This window comes from Microbacterium psychrotolerans (genome assembly GCF_031085295.1).
In the GTDB taxonomy this organism is placed as follows: Bacteria; Actinomycetota; Actinomycetes; order Actinomycetales; family Microbacteriaceae; genus Microbacterium; species Microbacterium psychrotolerans.
In genome coordinates this window covers 97924-112266 of record NZ_JAVFWO010000008.1, presented here as the reverse complement: position 1 = coordinate 112266, position 14343 = coordinate 97924, and the positions used below count along the sequence as shown (strand labels likewise).

The window sequence follows — 14343 nt, the reverse complement described above, 5'->3', positions numbered from 1 at the left end:
GAGGTCGCGGTTAGGCTGGTCCGCATGGACCCGGTCGCCGATGTCACCCTTGCGGACGACGCGTCGATGACCGGTGCGCGAGGCGGAGACGACGCCGGCACGGCGGTCGCAGGCCTGCCGTGGGGCGATGTCTGGGGACAGCCCGAGGCGGTCGCCGCACTGCGCGAGGCGGCAACCGATCCCGCGTCGATGACGCATGCGTGGCTCATCACCGGCCCGCCGGGGTCGGGCCGCTCGACGCTGGCGCATGCGTTCGCGGCGGCCCTCATCGCCGAGCCGGGCGACGAGCGGGCGATGCAGCAGGTGCTGGCCGGCACCCATCCCGACCTGACGGCCTTGCGCACCGAAGGCGTCATCATCTCCATCAAGGACGCCCGGGCGCTTGTCGAGCGCTCGTACTTCTCACCATCGCTGGGCCGGTACCGCGTCATCGTCATGGAAGACGCCGACCGCATGGCGGAGCGCACGTCGAACGTTCTGCTGAAGGCGCTCGAAGAGCCTCCCGAGCGCACCGTGTGGGTGCTGTGCGCGCCGAGCGACGCCGACCTCCTCCCCACGATCCGCTCGCGCGTGCGCACCCTGCGGCTGCGGGAGCCCGACATCGCCGACGTCGCCGATCTCATCGTTCGACGCAGCGCCGTCGATCCCGTGATCGCCGAGCAGTCGGCGAGACACGCCCAGCGTCACATCGGCATGGCCCAGAGACTGGCGACGGATGCCGCAGCCCGCGCGCGCCGCGACGCCACGCTGCGGGGCGTCCTGGCGGTGCGTGGGGTCGGAGACGCCGTCGAGGTGGCGGGAGCGATCGTCGCCGCGGCGACCGACGACGCCAAGGCGCTCACGGCAGAGCGCGACGAGGCGGAGCGCGCCTCGCTCCTGCGCACCCTCGGCATCGCCGAAGGCGCCGCCGTCCCGCCGGCGGTGCGCTCACAGCTCTCCGCCCTCGAAGACGACCAGAAGCGCCGCGCCACCCGCAGTCTGCGCGACGGCATCGATCGCGTGCTCACCGATCTCGAGTCCATGTTCCGCGACGTGCTGATGCTGCAGTTCGGCCGCGACGGCGTCCTCATCAACCGCGAGCTCGAGCCCGAGCTGCGTGCGCTGGCCGCCGCCTGGACGCCTGAGCGCACCCTGACGGTCGTGGATCGCATCGGCGTCACCCGTGAGAATCTCGAACTGAATGCCGCGCCGGCGCTGGCGCTGGAGAGCATGCTCGTCACCGTCGCAAGCGGAAGGACCCCGTGAACCCCACCCCCGGCCGATCCCGGCCATCGCCGTTCTCCCGGCTCGGCACGCGCACGAGAGTCGCCGCCATTGTGGCCGGCCTCGCTGCGGCATCCGTCCTCCTGAGCGGGTGTCTCTCTGCGATGATCCCCGACGCGTCGCCGCGTCCGACGTCGAGCAAGGCGGCGGACGTCGACGGCGTGCCGGCCGACCTGCTCCCGTTCTACGAGCAGGAGCTCGCCTGGACCGACTGCGACGGCTTCGACTGCACGACGGTGACCGCTCCGCTGGACTGGACGGACCCGTCGAAGGGCGAGATCGAGCTGTCCGTCATCCGCAGCCGTGCCGAGGGAGGCGGCGAGCCCATCGGCTCACTGCTCACCAACCCGGGCGGACCGGGTGCGAGCGGCGTGGGACTCATCCGCGACTCGGTCTCGTTCGCCGTGAGCGACCCGGTGCGTCAGCGCTTCGACGTGATCGGGTTCGATCCGCGCGGCGTCGGCGAGTCGACCGCCGTCACGTGCTTCGACCCGGGCGCGATGGACGCGTACCTCTTCGATATCCCGCAGGCCGCACGGGGAACGGATGCCTGGAAGGACGAGCTGCTGGCCCGGCACCAGGAGTTTGGGGAGGCGTGCGAGGCGAACAGTGACGGCATCCTGCCCTACATCACGACCGACAACGCCGCCCGCGACATGGATCTGCTCCGCGCCGTGCTCGGCGACAAGGAGCTGAACTATCTCGGCTACTCCTACGGCACGTTCCTGGGCGCGACCTACGCGAAGCTGTTCCCCGAGAAGGTCGGGCGCCTCGTGCTCGACGGCGCGATCGATCCCTCGATCCCCGGGCTCGACGTCGGGATCACCCAGGGCATCGGCTTCGAGTCCGCCCTGCGCGCCTACATGGCCGACTGCCTCACCGACGACGAGTGCCCGTTCCGCGGCACCGTGGACGAGGCGATGGCCGATCTCGGGACGCTGCTGGCGAGCGTCGACCGCGACCCGATCCGCAACGGAGACGGGCGCATGCTCGGCGCCGACTCGCTCATGACGGCGATCGTCGCGGCCCTCTACTCGCAGGACAGCTGGGGCTACCTGACGACCGCGCTCAGCGACGTGCTCGAGGGCAACGCGGACGTGGCGTTCCAGCTCGCGGACTTCTACTACAACCGTCAGGACGGCGCCTACCTCGACAACCAGACCGAGGCCTTCCGCGCGTACAACTGCATGGACTACCCGGTGGATGCGACCGAGGAGGAGCAGGCTGCCGCGGAGGCACTGCTCGCTGCCGAGGCGCCGACCGTCGCCCCGTACTGGAGCGGGCCAGACCCCTGCGAGGTGTGGCCGTACCCGGCGACCGGCGTCCGCGAGCGGATCACGGCGGACGGCGCCGCGCCCATCGTGGTCGTGGGCACGACGAACGACCCCGCGACCCCGTACGAGTGGTCGGTCTCGCTGGCCGAGCAGCTGTCGTCCGGCGTCTTGGTCACCCGGGTCGGCGAAGGTCACACCGGCTACAACAAGGGCAATGCGTGCGTCGACTCGGCGGTGGAGACCTACCTGCTCGACGGCACGCCGCCCGAGGACGGCCTGCGCTGCGAGTGAATCCCGACGCATGAGAGAAGCGGATGCCGCAGCCGCGGCATCCGCTTCTCTCATGCCGCCGCGACCGCGACCGCCGCAGTGCTCAGCGTCGCAGCACTCTGCGGGCGAGCGCGTTGCCGATGAACTGCACAGCCTGCACGATCACGATGATGACGAGCACAGCCGCCCAGGTGACCCACGGGTTGAACTGCTTGAAGCCGTAGACGATCGCGAACTCGCCGAGGCCACCGGCCGCCACCGCACCGGCGATGGCGGTCATGTCGACGAGCGCGACGACGATGAACGTGTAGCCGAGGATCAGCGGGCCGAGCGCCTCGCGGGGGAGCAGGCGCAGGAGGATCCGCGAGCGGCTCGCGCCGGTGGCCCGGGCCGCTTCGATGACGCCGGGCCGGACCGTGAGCAGGTTCTGCTCGACGATGCGGCTGATCGCGAACAGCGACGCGATGGTGATCGCGAAGATGCCGAACTCCGGACCGATTCCCGGGATGCCGACGCTGCGGGCGATCGGCTGCACGGCGGCGAGCAGGATCACGAACGGGATCGGTCGGAAGAAGTTGACGATGACGTTGATGGTCCCGAAGAGGAACCGGTTCGGGAAGAGACTCCCCGGTCGCGTCGCGTACAGCGCCAACCCGACGAACAGGCCGGCGATGCCGCCGAACACGAGGCTCAGCGACACTACGTACAGCGTCTCCGCCGTCGCCGCCCAGAGCTCGGGAAGCAGATCGACGAGCCTATCCACGGGCGTCCTCCTCGATGAGCGGCGCGAACGCCGACGCGGCGTCGATCGCCTGCTGCACGGCATCCGCCTCTCCGGTCAGCGCCAGCGTGAGATGTCCGAACACGCGCCCGGCGATGTCGTTGATCCCGCCGTGGATGAGCTCGAAGCGCACGCCGTGCGACGAGAGTGCGGCGAACACGTCCGCCTGGGTGACGTCGCCCTCGCGCACCGTGAACGTCACGATCCGTCCGGGGTGGCGATCCCGCAGCGTGCGCAACTGGTCGCCGGCGGGCACGTCTTCGATGATGCTGGCGACGAACCGGCGCGTCGCCGCGTGACGGGGCGCCGACAGGACGTCGAAGACGGCGCCGCTCTCGATGATGCGGCCGTTCTCCATCACGACGACGCGGTCGGCGAGCGTGCGGATGACGTCCATCTCGTGCGTGATGACGAGGATCGTGACGCCGAGCTCCGCGTTGATGCGTGCGAGGAGGGCGAGCACCTCCTGCGTGGTGTCGGGATCGAGTGCGCTCGTGGCCTCGTCGGCGAGCAGGATGCGCGGGCTCGTCGCGAGCGCTCGAGCGATGCCGACGCGCTGCTTCTGCCCGCCTGAGAGCTGCTCGGGGTAGCTGCGCGCCTTGTCGGCCAGGCCGACGAACCGCAGCAGGTCGTCGACGCGCGCCGCGATCTCGGCCCGCGGGCGACCGGCGACCTCGAGGGGGTATGCGACGTTCTTGGCCACGGTGCGCGAGTCGAAGAGGTTGAACTGCTGGAAGATCATGCCGATGTCGCCGCGCAGTTCACGCAGTTCGCGCTCGCGGAGACGGGTGATGTCGCGGCCGTCGATCTCCACCGTGCCGCTGGTAGGAGTCTCCAGTGCGTTCACCAGTCGCAGCACCGTGCTCTTGCCGGCGCCGGAGTAGCCGATGATGCCGCAGACCTCGCCGGCCGCGACATCGAGCGAGACGTCGTCCACGGCGAAGATGGGTGGCGCATCCTTGGCGGACGCCGGGAAGGTCTTGGTCACGCCGCTCAGGCGGATGAGGGTCATGGGTGCTCCTCGGCGGAACGCGCGTGTGCGGCCCGCGCGCACGAGGCGCCGGCGGGCCGCACAGGCGAGTGCCGCGATGTGGCGGTCTTACGAATTGGCGCGGATGTCGTCCTCGACGTCGGTGAGCGACGTGAGGAGCTCGTCGACGGGCGTCTTGACGAGCACGGCGGTGCCGCCTGACGCCTCGACGACGCCGTCGAGGACGTCCTGCGTGTTCTGGTAGATCTCCACGAGCTTGAGGTACGTCGGGTTGTCGGCATCCTCCGCCTTGGCCGCGAAGATGTTGATGTACGGGAACGCGCTCGGGTCGGACGGGTCGTCGGTGGCGATCGCGTCGTCGAAGCTCAGGCCGGCGTCCTCGACGAAGTCGTTGTTGATGATCGCGGCCGCGACGTCGGGGAGCGAGGTCGCGGTGAACGCGGCGTCGAGCGCCTGCACCTTCACCTTCGACTCGGGCAGCACGTCGGCGACGGTGGAGAACACCGAGCCGCCCTCGGCGAGCTCGATGAGTCCGGCCGACTGCAGCACGAGAAGCCCACGTGCCTGATTCGACTCGTCGTTCGGCACGGCGACCGTGGATCCCTCGGGGATGTCGTCGACCGACGCGTACTGCGTCGAGTAGAGGCCCAGCGGGTAGATCGCGGTGGCGCCGATCGGCTGCAGGTCGTCGTCGCTCTGCACGTTGTACGTGGCGAGGTAGATGATGTGCTGGAACTGGTTCAGGTCGAGTTCATCGGCCGAGAGTGCGGGGTTGGGCTGCGTGTACTCGCTGAAGTCCACGAGCTCGACCTCGATGCCCTCTTCGGCAGCGGCCTCCTTGTAGGTCTCCCAGTACGGGTCGCCGGCGCCGACGACGCCGATGCGGACGACCTCGTCCTCGGCGGACCCGCCGGCCGCGGCATCCGTCCCGGTTCCCGCACAGCCGGCGAGGAGGAGGGCAAGGGGCAGCGCGAGCGCTGCCGTGGCGATGAGCTTCTTGGGCGTGGACATGTGCGTGCTCCTGTGGATCGAGGCCCGTGTCGGCGGGTGACCGCGCACACGATCCAGAGGACCGCGCACGCTTCGTCGCGGACCGCGTTCGAACCTACGTGGCGCGCGACGCTCGTTCGAACCGGACCGTAACACGTCGACACCGAGCGGGCGGCGACCCGCCCGAACACAGCGGGAGCGTCGGCGACCCTTCGTGTTCGCGAGCACTCGCGAGACCCTGTAAGATCGTTGCTTGTGCATCGCGCGAGCGACGCGCGCCACCTTAGCTCAGTCGGCAGAGCGATTCACTCGTAATGAATAGGTCAAGGGTTCGATTCCCTTAGGTGGCTCAGAACCGGAAACGGCCGCGGGCAGCGGCCGTTTTCCGTATGTGAAGGACGGTGGTGCGGTGTCCCAGGCGATCGACGCCCTCGCCGAGATCTTTTCGTGGATCGGGTTCGGCGTGGGCGCACTGCTCGCCGGGATCGCGCTGATCATGTACCTCTTCGACGGCACCTGGGTGCCGGTGCGAGCCGTCGTCGAGTCATCCGCCCACGGCCGTCTGGTCCGCTGGTTCGATGAGGACGGGGGCGTGGGGGAGGCGCACCTCACCCACGAGCAGGAGCACCACATCGGCGATGCCGACATGGCCGACATCTTCGTCCGTCGCGGATCCCTCAATCGGATGCGGCTGACGCAGGGCTCGCCGGCGGTGCGGGCCGTCGCCCTCCTCGCGGGCGGGATGCTCGCGCTCGGCGTCGTCGCGCTCGTCACGTCGCTCGTCATGCTCTTCGCGCGCGGCTGACCCCGCTCACGCGAGGGCGAGCATGCCTCCGGCGGCGAGGGCCAGACCGAGGCCCACCCACTGGATCGCGGCCACGCGCTCGCGCAGGACGATCGCGGCCAGCAGGATCGTGCCGGCGGGGTAAAGCGCCGTGAGCGCCGAGACCACCGCGAGGTCGCCGGTGCGCAGCGCGAGGAGCATGAGCGCGTTGGCGGCGGCGTCCGCGATCCCGCAGAGAACGGCGAGCGTCCAGGCCCGACGCGCTGTCGTCGTCATGCGGCCCGGCTCCGACGCGTGCTCGAGATCGGCGTGCCCGCTCGGCATCGCCCCGAGCGGCGGACCTGCGACCACGAGCACGGAGCGCGCCGGCGCGCCGCGGCGCCTGGCCATGAGTGCGAGGATCCCGACCACGCCGACCGTGACGACACCGCTGGTGGCGCGACTGGTCACGAGGGGCACGAGGCCGCTGTCGGCGGAGGTCTGGTCGACGATGATCAGGAATGCGCCGATCGCGAGGCCGGCGCCGACCGCCATGGCGAGGCCGCGCGGGTTCGGCCGAACGATCTTCTCGCCCGGGATGAAGCCGACGAGGACGACGGCGACCAGGGCCACCGCCAGCCCGGCGTAGCCGATGGGTGCCAGCGCATCGCCTTTGACGAGCAGACCCCACAGCATCGGCGCGATCGCCGAGACGACCGCGGTCAGCGGCGACACGATGCTCATCGGGCCGATCGCAAGGCAGGCGTACAGCAGCGCGACCGCGGCGACGCCGACGATCCCGGCAAGGACGCCCCACGCGACGTCGGCAGTCGTCCACACTCCGCCGACCAGCGGCTGCACGAGCGCGAGCGCGACCAGTCCTGACAGCGCCGCCACGGCGGTGACCACGATGGAGCGCAGCCGCCGCGCGGCCAGGCCGCCGAGGAAGTCTGCGGAGCCGTAGACGACGGCGCCGATGAGGGCGAGCGCGGCGGAGAGCATCGCGACCCAGCATAGGAGGCGTGCGGACGCCGTCGGTCGGCATCCGGGTTCCGTTTCACGAAACGCAGTTCGCTAGATAAGCTAGCGATATGTCCTCGGCTCACCACGCGAAACGCCGTCCCTCCGGTTGGCTGCGCATCGGCATCCCGGCCCTGCTCGTGCTGATCTGGCTTGCGGCCGGATCCATCGGCGGGCCGTACTTCGGAAAGGTCGACGAGGTCTCGACCAACGACCGGTCCAGCTTCCTGCCGGAGGGCGCCGACGCCACGCAGGTCAACGAGCGGCTGGCGGACTTCCTCGGCGAGGACAGCATCCCCGCCGTCGTGGTCGTCACCGGCGACGGCGAACTGTCCGAGGAGGACGTCGCCGACGTCCAGGCCCTCGCCGACGACATCGCCGGCATCGAGGGCGTGCAGGAGGGTGTGTCGCCGCCGATCCTGTCGGAGGACGGCGAGGCGGTGCAGATCTTCGTCCCGATAGATGCCTCCGGCGAGGTGGGCGAGACCGTGGACGCGATCCGGACGCTCGTGGCCGATGAGCTTCCGGACGGCTTCGAGGCGTGGGTCACCGGGCCGGCAGGCTTCACCGCAGACCTCGTCGAGGGCTTCCTGGGCATCGACGGACTTCTTCTCGGCGTGGCGCTGATCGCGGTGTTACTGATCCTCGTGATCGTCTACCGCTCGCCGCTGCTGCCGATCCTCGTGCTCCTCACGTCGGTGTTCGCGCTCTGCGCGGCGCTCCTCACCGTGTGGTGGCTCGCCTACGCCGGCATCGTGGTGCTCAACGGGCAGGTGCAGGGGATCCTCTTCATCCTCGTCATCGGCGCCGCGACCGACTACGCGCTGCTCTACGTCGCGCGCTTCCGAGAATCCATCGCGAGCGGTGCGTCGAAGTGGGATGCGACGCTCTCGGCCTGGCGAGGGGCGTTCGAGCCGATCCTCGCGTCGGGCGGCACGGTGATCGCCGGCCTCCTGTGCCTGCTGCTCTCGGATCTCGCGACCAACCGCGCCCTCGGGCCGATCGCCTCCATCGGCATCGCGTTCTCCGTGCTGTCGGCGCTGACGTTCCTGCCGGCGCTGCTCGCCCTCTGCGGTCGCGCCGCCTTCTGGCCCTTCATACCCAAGCAGCCGCTGGCCATGATCCCCGACGACCTGACGCAGCCCGTCAAGGGTCTCTGGCCGCGGCAGGCGCGGTTCGTGGCGCGAAACGCGCGCGTCGTGTGGATCGCGTGCACCATCGTCCTGCTCGCCGGCGCGATCGGGATCACACAGCTCAAGGCGGACGGGGTGCCGACGAGCGACCTCGTGCTCGGATCGTCCGAGGCGCGAGATGGGCAGGAAGTGCTCGCCGAGCACTTCCCGGCGGGGTCGGGATCGCCGGCCTACGTGATCGTGCCCGAAGAGGACCTTGCCGACACGGTCGAGGTGCTCGAGGCGTCGGAGGGCATCGAATCCGTGGCCGTCTCCTCGGAGGATTCGCCGACCGGGCAGGCCGCCGTCGAGGTCCAAGACGGCGAAGCGGTGCTCACGGCGGTCGGCCCGCCCGGCACGCCTGCTCCTGAGGCGACCGTCGCCGACGGCGACGTCCTCGTCATCGGGACGCTGACGGATGCCGCCGACTCGGTCGCGGCTGAGGACACGGTCCGCCAGCTCCGCGCCGACCTCGACGACATGCTCGGCGCGGGGACCGCGGTCGTCGGCGGCGAGACGGCGACCGACATCGACACCAACGACACGTCGACGCGCGACCGGACCGTCATCATCCCGGTCATCCTGCTGGTGATCCTGCTGATCCTCATGCTGCTGCTGCGGTCCATCCTGGCGCCGGTGCTGCTGATCGCGACGGTGATCCTGTCGTTCGCGACGGCGCTCGGCGTGAGCGCGCTCGTGTTCAACGAGGTGTTCGGGTTCCCCGGCGCCGACCCCGCAGTGCCGCTGTACGGGTTCGTCTTCCTGGTGGCGCTCGGCGTGGACTACAACATCTTCCTGATGTCGCGCGTGCGCGAAGAGTCGCTCGCGCACGGCACCAGGCCAGGCATCCTGCGGGGCCTGGTCGCGACCGGCGGCGTCATCACCTCGGCGGGTCTCGTGCTGGCGGCGACCTTCGCGGCACTCGGCGTCATCCCGATCCTCTTCCTGGCGCAGCTCGCCTTCATCGTGGCCTTCGGCGTGCTGCTCGACACCTTCGTCGTGCGGTCGCTGCTCGTGCCGGCGCTGTCCTACGACATCGGCCGGGCGATCTGGTGGCCGTCGAAGCTGGCGCGGCGCGACGGCACCGCATCGACCGGTCACGGTCCTGGCGCTGCCGAGAGCGCACTCGCCGCGCCGGCCGACCAGCCGCTGCTCGCGGAGACGGAGGCCGAGCTCGTCGCGGACGACGGACACCCTCTCACTCGCGAGGAGTACAGGCGTACGCTCGAATCATGAGCAAAGCGCTGTTCATCGTGGACGTCCAGAACGACTTCACCGAGGGCGGTGCGCTCGGCGTGGAGGGCGGGGATGCCGTCGCGCAGCGCATCACGGAGTACCTGGTCACGCACGCCGAGGAGTACGCCGTGATCGTCGCCTCGCGCGACTGGCATCACGCTGAGGGCGACAACGGCGGGCACTTCAGCTCCGAGCCCGACTTCGTCGAGACCTGGCCCGTCCACTGCGTGGTCGGCACCGAGGGCGCGGAGTACGACCCCGGCCTCGACACCTCCGCGGTGACGCATCACGTCAAGAAGGGGCAGGGGGCGCCGGCCTACTCGTTGTTCGAGGGGACCACAGACGACGGTGCTACCGTGGCGCACCTGCTCGAAGAGCACGGGGTCGTGGACGTCGACGTCGCGGGCATTGCGACGGACTACTGTGTGCGCGCCTCCGCCCTCGACGCCATCGAGCACGGCCGGCATGTGCGGATCCTCACCGACCTCGTCGCCGGTGTCGCGACGGAATCGAGCGACGCCGCACTGGCCGAGCTCGCGCACGCCGGGGCGGAACTGAGCCACTCCGGTCTCTCCGGCGGTGACTGAGCCCGCCGACGTGTCGCCGACGGCAGAGGGTGTGCGCACGGCGCTCGAGGCCGCGGCATCCGCCGACGAACGGGCCAAGATCCAGCAGCGCATGACCGATGATCGCACCGAGGTGATCGGCGTGCGCATGGGCGCGGTTTTCGACATCGCGAAGACGAATGCACGGATGCCACTGCCCGAGGTCGACCGGCTCCTCGACGCGGACGCCTATGAGATGCGGATGGTGGCCGTGGCCATCCTCGACTTCCGGGCGCGCACGAAGGACGCCGACCGTGCTGCCCTGTACGAGCTCTGGATGCGGCGTATGGACCGCATCGACACGTGGGATTTCATCGACCGCGCCGCTCCCCGCGTGCTGGGCGGGTACCTGCTCGACCGGCCGCGGGACGTGCTGTTCGACCTCGCGCGCTCCGATGACTGGCTGCGGCGTCGTACGGCGATCACGGCGGCGTTCTGGATCATCCGCTCCGGCGACCTCGACGACCCGCTGGCACTCTGCGAGTTGCTCGCGGCCGATCCCGAGCACCTGGTGCAGACGAACGTGGGGGTGGCGCTGCGCGAGATCGGACGGGTCGATCGCGGCCGGCTCGAGGAGTTCCTCGGCCGTCGGGGAGCGGATCTCAGTACCCACGCGCGGCGAACCGCGCTCACCGCGCTCACCTGAGCGCCGGCTACCCGCTAGCCTCGGGTCTCGTGACCGCGATTCGTCCCCTCGCCCCCGCCGACCACGACGCCTGGCTGCCGCTGTGGCGCGGCTACCTGACGTTCTACGAGGCCGAGCTCTCCGACGAGCAGACCGCGCTGACTTGGCATCGGATCCTGGACCCGCAGTTCCCGATCCACGGTGCGCTCGCGACCGACGATGCCGGGAACGCGATCGGCTTCGTGCACTGGCTGACGCACGCCGCCACCTGGTCGGCCCTCCCGTACTGCTACCTCGAGGATCTGTTCGTCGCTCCGGACACCCGGGGGACCGGCGCGGGTCGCGCACTCATCGCCCACGTCACGGGGTGGGCGCGCGAGTACGGCGCGGCGAAGGTGTACTGGCTCACGCATGAGACCAACACCACCGCCCGAACGCTCTATGACCGCGTGGCCACCGGCACGGGGTTCGTCCACTACGAGATCGGGTTCGACTCATGACCGCCGGCGCGGCTGCCGCCGAGCGCCGTACGGGGGACCTCATCGCCACGCTGCTGCTCATCGGCTTCTCGGTGGGCGCGGCCGTGATGCTCTTCTTCGTCTCGCTGCTCTGGGCCATCGGCACCTACGACAACACGCTCGCCATCGTGCTCGGCGGCTATCTGCCGCTGGCACTCGCGGTCCTCGGCGCGGTCGCGGGGATCGTCGCACTCTCGCGCAAGCACACCGCGTTCTGGTACCCGCTCATCGCACTCGTGCTGAGTGCCGTGGTCTGGCTCATCGCCGCCGCCATCGCCCGCTGAGAAGAGGCTGGCGACAGATAACACAGCCGCAGGACTGCACTTCGACACTGTGAGTGGGCCCCGTGGGGCTCGAACCCACGACCCGCGGATTAAAAGTCCGATGCTCTACCGACTGAGCTAGAGGCCCTCGGATACCAGCCTACTTGCCGACAGGCGTGGTTCCGTTCGCGGGCTCAGCCCTTCCCATTCCCGTTGCCACGCCCGCTGTTACCGCTGCCGTTGCCATTGCCGTTGTTGTTCCCCGGGCCCCGGTTGTCGTTGACGTCGCCTCCGCCGCCGGTGTCCGCCGGCGGCACCTCGTCGGCCGGGAGCTGCTCGGCGGGCACGCTCGCCGGCGCTTCCTCGACCGGGGCCTCCTCCGTGGGAACCGGCGGAGCCTGTTCCTCCGCGGGCGGGGTGGATGCGGGGTCCGCTTCTGCAGACCAGCTGTTCGCCAGCAGCACCGTGCCGAGCGCGAGTCCGACCGCCAGGAGTGCCGCGGCGACCACACCGATCACCAGCGCACGGCGCGACGGCCGCCGCTGCTCGTCCGGCACAACGGGGAGGACCTCTTCCGCCTCATCCGTGCCGGCCGAAGCTTCCGACGTCAGCGCGGCCGCGCGCGCATCGCGGCGGAGCATTCCGCGCTCGACCGCGCCCTGAGGGCCCGGCACGAGCGCCGCCCCGGGAAAGACCTGGGTAGGGGCGGTTGTCGGCGCCGCGAAAGGCGCCGTCGAGGGGTCGGCTCTCTCACGGGCGATACTGTTCTCCATCGCTGCCAAACGGGAGGCCGCCGTCACGACCTCGAGCGCGGTGGGTCGGTCATCGGGCCGGATCGCTGTCATGCCGCGCAGCAGGCCCTGCCACGACGGGTGCAGCGACTCCGGGATCTCGGGCGCCGCCGACAGCCGTGCCACAACAGTGCCGATGCCCTCCGCGTCGCCGAACGGGCGTTCGCCGGTCAGCGCCTCGATCAGCAGGAGACCGAACGCATAGATGTCGGCGGCCGGCGCCGGCGGCACGCCTCGCGCCTGCTCCGGAGCGACGTACGCCATCGTGCCGACGATCACTCCTGGTGTCGTCACTCGGGCCGAGTCCATCAAGTACGCGATGCCGAAGTCCGCGAGCTTGGCTCGCCACTCCCATCCCGGCCGAGGAGATGCCCACAGGAGCACGTTCGAAGGCTTTATGTCGCGATGCACGACCCCGTGCTCGTGCGCGACGTGCAGGCCCTCGGCGATGTCGATGGCGATCGATGCGACGATCTTCGGGTCGACGGGCCCGCGGGCGATGAGATCGCGCAGGGTGATGCCGTCGACGTGCTCCATGACCAGGTAGTTGGGCTCACCGGTGCCCACGCGGGCATCGAACACGGTGACGAGGGAATGGTGACTCAGAGAGGCGAGAAGGGTCGTCTCCGACAGCGCACGCTCCACCGAGTCGATGCCGTCGGTGGGCTCGCGGAAGATCTTGACCGCCACCGAGCGCTGGAGGTGGGTGTCTTCGGCGCGATATACGCGCGCCATCCCACCTTCGCCGATCCGCTCATGCAGGACGTAGCGATCGTCCAAGATCTCGCCGGTGGACAACTCCGCCGACTCGCGCAGGTATGTCACGTCTCCTCCCACCTGGTGTCCGCACCCCTCCGGCGCAACCCCAGGCCCAGCATCACGTTAGACAGCGAGCCTGATCAGGCCCACACCCTTGACTCCGCAGCGACCGCGTGCAAGGGGCGACAAGGCCGCCGGCGTCACCTCGCAGACGCCGGCGGCCTCGCCGCCCCCCTTGGTGCCGGCCGAGGCCGGCGTCGGTCACTGTGCCGGAGGCATCAGGACCGAGTCGATCAGATACACGGTGGCGTTGGCCGTCTGCACGCCGCCGCAGATCACGTTCGCGTCGTTGACCATCCAGGCGTCGCCGCCTCCGGTGACCTCGACGTCGGCGCCCTGCACGGTGGTGTGCATGCCGGCGATGTCGGCGGGCTCGATGCGGCCCGGCACCACGTGGTAGGTGAGGATCGACGTCAGCGTCGCGGTGTCGGTCTTGAGCGCTTCGATCGTGGTGGGGTCGATCGCCGCGAACGCGTCGTCGACCGGCGCGAAGACCGTGAACTCGTCACCGTTGAGAGTGTCGACGAGGTCGACCTCGGGGTTCAACTGGCCGCTCACGGCAGCGGTGAGGGTCGTCAGCATCGGATTGTTGGATGCCGCCACCGCCACGGGGTCGGCGGACATTCCCTCGATCGAGCCGGCGCCGTCCGGGACGGCCTCGGCATAGGCGGCGCAGCCCGGACCGACGAGGTCTGCGGCGGGGTCGGCCGCCATCGGCTCCTCGCTCGACTCCATGGCGGGTGCCGACGGTTCGGTCGACGGTTCGGCAGCCGAGCCGCCCATCGAACAGGCGGACAGCGCGAAGGTCGCGGCGACGGCGAGAGCGAGCCCGGCCGACAGACGCTTCCTGGTGATGCGAGACATGTCTTCCTCCTCCATGCGGTCGTGCGACCGCGGTCTGGTGGCCCCCGGTGCGGGGAGCGTGCCGCAGGAGCGGCTACACGGACTGTTCGGAGGGCTCG

At 70.1% G+C, this 14343-nt stretch carries 14 protein-coding genes and 2 tRNA genes; 9 read left to right on the top strand and 7 right to left on the bottom strand.

Annotated features, from left to right (window positions below; all coding sequences use genetic code 11):
* The first annotated feature begins 66 nt into the window (after positions 1 to 66).
* Both Q9R08_RS20015 and Q9R08_RS20010 read left to right on the top strand, forming a co-directional pair.
* Positions 67 to 1245, top strand: a complete 1179-nt coding sequence (locus Q9R08_RS20015; protein ID WP_308869995.1) for a DNA polymerase III subunit delta' — start codon at positions 67 to 69, stop codon at positions 1243 to 1245.
* Entirely contained in the window at positions 1242 to 2828 is a 1587-nt protein-coding gene (locus Q9R08_RS20010) for an alpha/beta hydrolase (protein WP_308869959.1), read from the top strand. Before Q9R08_RS20015 ends, Q9R08_RS20010 begins: the two co-directional genes overlap by 4 nt.
* A gap of 82 nt (positions 2829 to 2910) precedes the next feature.
* Here the strand turns inward: Q9R08_RS20010 and Q9R08_RS20005 are convergent, their stop codons facing one another.
* The 3 genes from Q9R08_RS20005 to Q9R08_RS19995 all read right to left on the bottom strand — a co-directional run bounded on the left by Q9R08_RS20005 (position 2911) and on the right by Q9R08_RS19995 (position 5590).
* Complete coding sequence (locus Q9R08_RS20005; RefSeq protein ID WP_308869958.1) at positions 2911 to 3570, bottom strand: methionine ABC transporter permease; 660 nt, start codon at positions 3568 to 3570, stop codon at positions 2911 to 2913.
* Positions 3563 to 4600, bottom strand: coding sequence for a methionine ABC transporter ATP-binding protein (locus Q9R08_RS20000; protein WP_308869957.1), 1038 nt, complete (start codon positions 4598 to 4600; stop codon positions 3563 to 3565). The genes Q9R08_RS20005 and Q9R08_RS20000 overlap by 8 nt, the downstream gene beginning before the upstream one ends.
* Positions 4601 to 4687: 87 nt before the next feature.
* Complete coding sequence (locus Q9R08_RS19995; protein ID WP_308869956.1) at positions 4688 to 5590, bottom strand: MetQ/NlpA family ABC transporter substrate-binding protein; 903 nt, start codon at positions 5588 to 5590, stop codon at positions 4688 to 4690.
* A 256-nt stretch (positions 5591 to 5846) separates the two neighbouring features.
* Between Q9R08_RS19995 and Q9R08_RS19990 the strand changes: the two genes are divergently transcribed.
* Together Q9R08_RS19990 and Q9R08_RS19985 are read left to right on the top strand one after the other, a co-directional pair.
* Positions 5847 to 5919, top strand: a tRNA-Thr gene (locus Q9R08_RS19990).
* A 59-nt stretch (positions 5920 to 5978) separates the two neighbouring features.
* Entirely contained in the window at positions 5979 to 6374 is a 396-nt protein-coding gene (locus Q9R08_RS19985; RefSeq protein WP_308869955.1) for a hypothetical protein, read from the top strand.
* A gap of 6 nt (positions 6375 to 6380) precedes the next feature.
* Here Q9R08_RS19985 and Q9R08_RS19980 read toward each other — a convergent pair whose 3' ends face one another.
* Complete coding sequence (locus Q9R08_RS19980; RefSeq protein WP_308869954.1) at positions 6381 to 7334, bottom strand: EamA family transporter; 954 nt, start codon at positions 7332 to 7334, stop codon at positions 6381 to 6383.
* 89 nt (positions 7335 to 7423) lie between these two features.
* On the opposite strand from Q9R08_RS19980, the gene Q9R08_RS19975 reads away from it, so the two are divergent.
* From Q9R08_RS19975 to Q9R08_RS19955, 5 genes are read left to right on the top strand one after another with little or no spacing between them, the layout of a single operon-like run.
* Complete coding sequence (locus Q9R08_RS19975; RefSeq protein ID WP_308869952.1) at positions 7424 to 9760, top strand: MMPL family transporter; 2337 nt, start codon at positions 7424 to 7426, stop codon at positions 9758 to 9760.
* Complete coding sequence (locus Q9R08_RS19970) at positions 9757 to 10347, top strand: isochorismatase family protein (protein ID WP_308869951.1); 591 nt, start codon at positions 9757 to 9759, stop codon at positions 10345 to 10347. The genes Q9R08_RS19975 and Q9R08_RS19970 overlap by 4 nt, the downstream gene beginning before the upstream one ends.
* On the top strand, positions 10340 to 11011 hold the full coding sequence (locus Q9R08_RS19965; RefSeq protein ID WP_308869949.1) for a DNA alkylation repair protein: 672 nt from the start codon (positions 10340 to 10342) through the stop codon (positions 11009 to 11011). The genes Q9R08_RS19970 and Q9R08_RS19965 overlap by 8 nt, the downstream gene beginning before the upstream one ends.
* Positions 11012 to 11040: 29 nt before the next feature.
* The gene (locus tag Q9R08_RS19960) at positions 11041 to 11490 is read left to right on the top strand and encodes a GNAT family N-acetyltransferase (RefSeq protein ID WP_308869947.1); all 450 of its coding nucleotides are present in this window, start codon (positions 11041 to 11043) and stop codon (positions 11488 to 11490) included.
* Positions 11487 to 11792, top strand: coding sequence for a hypothetical protein (locus Q9R08_RS19955; protein ID WP_308869945.1), 306 nt, complete (start codon positions 11487 to 11489; stop codon positions 11790 to 11792). The genes Q9R08_RS19960 and Q9R08_RS19955 overlap by 4 nt, the downstream gene beginning before the upstream one ends.
* Positions 11793 to 11846: 54 nt before the next feature.
* On the opposite strand, the gene Q9R08_RS19950 is transcribed toward Q9R08_RS19955, so the two are convergent.
* The 3 genes from Q9R08_RS19950 to Q9R08_RS19940 all read right to left on the bottom strand — a co-directional run bounded on the left by Q9R08_RS19950 (position 11847) and on the right by Q9R08_RS19940 (position 14245).
* Positions 11847 to 11919 (bottom strand) — tRNA-Lys (locus tag Q9R08_RS19950).
* 46 nt (positions 11920 to 11965) lie between these two features.
* The gene (locus Q9R08_RS19945; protein ID WP_308869943.1) at positions 11966 to 13387 is read right to left on the bottom strand and encodes a serine/threonine-protein kinase; all 1422 of its coding nucleotides are present in this window, start codon (positions 13385 to 13387) and stop codon (positions 11966 to 11968) included.
* Positions 13388 to 13582: 195 nt separating this feature from the next.
* Positions 13583 to 14245, bottom strand: coding sequence for a fasciclin domain-containing protein (locus tag Q9R08_RS19940; RefSeq protein ID WP_308869941.1), 663 nt, complete (start codon positions 14243 to 14245; stop codon positions 13583 to 13585).
* Positions 14246 to 14343: the final 98 nt, after the last annotated feature.

What these genes read in the sequence shown, in the direction of transcription:
- Q9R08_RS20015 (WP_308869995.1), top strand. Translation starts at nt 67, where the DNA reads ATGACCGGTGCGCGAGGCGGAGACGACGCCGGCACGGCGGTCGCAGGC.
- Q9R08_RS20000 (WP_308869957.1), bottom strand. Translation starts at nt 4,600, where the DNA reads ATGACCCTCATCCGCCTGAGCGGCGTGACCAAGACCTTCCCGGCGTCC.
- Q9R08_RS19995 (WP_308869956.1), bottom strand. Translation starts at nt 5,590, where the DNA reads ATGTCCACGCCCAAGAAGCTCATCGCCACGGCAGCGCTCGCGCTGCCC.
- Q9R08_RS19980 (WP_308869954.1), bottom strand. Translation starts at nt 7,334, where the DNA reads ATGCTCTCCGCCGCGCTCGCCCTCATCGGCGCCGTCGTCTACGGCTCC.
- Q9R08_RS19975 (WP_308869952.1), top strand. Translation starts at nt 7,424, where the DNA reads ATGTCCTCGGCTCACCACGCGAAACGCCGTCCCTCCGGTTGGCTGCGC.
- Q9R08_RS19970 (WP_308869951.1), top strand. Translation starts at nt 9,757, where the DNA reads ATGAGCAAAGCGCTGTTCATCGTGGACGTCCAGAACGACTTCACCGAG.
- Q9R08_RS19955 (WP_308869945.1), top strand. Translation starts at nt 11,487, where the DNA reads ATGACCGCCGGCGCGGCTGCCGCCGAGCGCCGTACGGGGGACCTCATC.
- Q9R08_RS19940 (WP_308869941.1), bottom strand. Translation starts at nt 14,245, where the DNA reads ATGTCTCGCATCACCAGGAAGCGTCTGTCGGCCGGGCTCGCTCTCGCC.